Source organism: Acidisoma sp. S159, assembly GCF_009766125.1.
In the GTDB taxonomy this organism is placed as follows: domain Bacteria; phylum Pseudomonadota; class Alphaproteobacteria; order Acetobacterales; family Acetobacteraceae; genus Acidisoma.
Window position 1 is genome coordinate 43,987 of record NZ_LMUG01000090.1, and the last position, 2,245, is coordinate 46,231.

Annotated in this window: 2 pseudogenes; one reads left to right on the forward strand and one right to left on the reverse strand. The window is 62.6% G+C overall.

What is annotated here, in order from left to right:
- Positions 1 to 106 precede the first annotated feature (106 nt).
- Positions 107 to 529, forward strand: a pseudogene (locus GSQ92_RS27065) (IS630 family transposase); the annotation flags it as partial.
- A 167-nt stretch (positions 530 to 696) separates the two neighbouring features.
- On the opposite strand, the pseudogene GSQ92_RS27070 reads toward GSQ92_RS27065, so the two are convergent.
- Positions 697 to 2,047 (reverse strand): annotated as a pseudogene (locus tag GSQ92_RS27070) (IS1380 family transposase).
- Between the last annotated feature and the right edge of the window lie 198 nt (positions 2,048 to 2,245).

Sequence of the window (2,245 nt, forward strand, 5' to 3'; positions counted from 1 at the left end):
TACATTCTTAGCCAAATCCACGCCGATTGTTGTAACTTCCGTCACGGACGCCTCCCGTTAGTGACTGACACCTTACCACTTTGGCACAATGATGCCGTCTGGGGGGCGTCCACCCCATCATTGGAAAACCACCACTTTCATCGGCGCCTTGCGTCTGAACGGCATGACCGCGCCGATGGTGATCGACGGGCCGATGAACCGCGATGTATTTCACGCCTATGTCCGCCACGTGCTGACACCGGCGCTGAAGCCCGGCGACATCGTGGTGATGGACAACCTGCCTGCCCACAAGGGTGGCGAAACGCGCAGGATGATCGAGGCGGCCGCTGCCAGGCTGCTCTATCTGCCGCCTTACTCGCCCGACTTCAATCCGATTGAGAACGCCTTCTCCAAGCTCAAGGCCATCCTACGCAAAGCCTCAGAGCGCACGATCGACGGACTGTGGGAAACCATCGGACGCGCCATCGACCAATTCACCCCTGCTGAGTGCGCCAACTACTTCACCGCCGCAGGTTACGAGCCAGAATGAAAGGATTCTGCTCTAGCCCGTCCTATTCAGCGGTAAGCGCTGATAAAGGCGGAAACGCGTAGGGCGCGGCTGCTCGACGCGCTTCTTTGTCGCTTGTTCAGAACGAAAATGGCAGGCGTTGAGGGTTGGGTGGGACATGACGGTTTCGGGGGCAAAGGCCCCGCGGGTCACGGCCCTGCTGGCAGGAAACCCCGCACCAGTCCGCTGAACAGATCGGCGTTGGGGCAGGCGGTGGCAAAGGCGATGCGCACCCTGGTCGCGGTCTCGGTGACACGGGCGGCAATCTTGATCAGGTGCAGCTGCAAGGTTTTGAACTGGGCGGTTGCGAGTGGCTGCGGTCTGGGAATGGCGTCACGGACGGTCAGCAACACCCAGTAGGCAGCGGTATGCAGCACCAGCCGCACCTGGTTGGCGAGCGGCGAGCGGCGAGCGGCAACTCGTGCGGTCGGAGGCGAGTTCGGTCTTGTGCAACTTGATCAGATTCTCGGCCTGGCCGCGGGCACAGTACATCTTGTCATACAGCCATTCCGCGGTGCCCTTGGGCAGGTTCGTCACGACGTAGCGGATATCCAGTCCCTTGGTGGTGGCCTCGATGCGGGCCACCACGCGGCGCTCGCATTTCCACGATTTGGCGCCGTAGCGGGTCTCGCTGTAGCGGCGGACGGCAGCGGCTTGGGCCTCGGCACGGCACACTCGCACGTCGTCGGCGAAAGGTTCCATCAGCCGGTCGAGCACGGCGTTGCCGGACAGGCCGAAGATGTAGTCCAGGCCATGCGCCTCGCACCAGGCCATCACCTCGGGGCGGCCGTAGTGGCTATCGCCGCGAATTGTCAGACGGGTATCGGGCCAGTGCTGCCGGATGCGGCGAACCAGACGCCGCAGATGGCTGCGAATCTCGTCACCAGTCGGCGTCTTGCCCGGCCGCAGTAGGATCGCCACCGGCCGCGAGGTGGCCGTGTCGTACACGTGGATCGGCAGGAAGCACCGCTCGTTGTAATGTGCGTGGAATAGAGAAAGTTGCTGATTGCCATGCACGACGTCGCAGGTATCGTCGATATCCAGAGTGACGGCGGCGGGTGGACGGGCGTAGCTGGAGCAGTACAGGTCGACCATGGCGTAGGTCATGCGCACCACCTCGCGCAGGGTGGGTGCGTTCTCCCAGCGCGAAACAGTCGGCTGCGAGCAGAGATCATCACCGCTGTCCGGCAGGCGCCCGCAGGCAAGCTTGAACCCTGGGTCAGTGCGCAGATGATCGAGGTCGTCAGCGTCTTCGTAGCCGCAAGCGATGGCAAGGATGCGGGCGCGCAGGATGTCGTCGATGCTGTGCGTCACGAACAACGGATTGCGCGGATCGGGGATCAGTCGCGCGAGCCTATCCGCGATCCCCAACTGCCGCTCCACCGCGCCGAGCAGCATGACGCCGCCATCGGATGTGATGCGTCCACCATCGAAGGCGGCGGTCAGCTTCTTGCGACCGACGGCTGGAAAATGGAACGGCAAGGTCGTATCAACAGGCATGGCGGGTGTGGCTCGGCGCGTTCGCGTGGACAGGATGGCTTCGACACCCAATCCCTAAGCGCGATCAATGCTTTACGCGACACCCGCCAGCGAATCCCCGGCATGCGCTGAATAAGACGGGCTAGGGTCAGGACCCATTAATTGCTTGCTTCGGCTCGGCGCATTGTGATTCTGGAGATGGCGGGAGGATACCGTCAT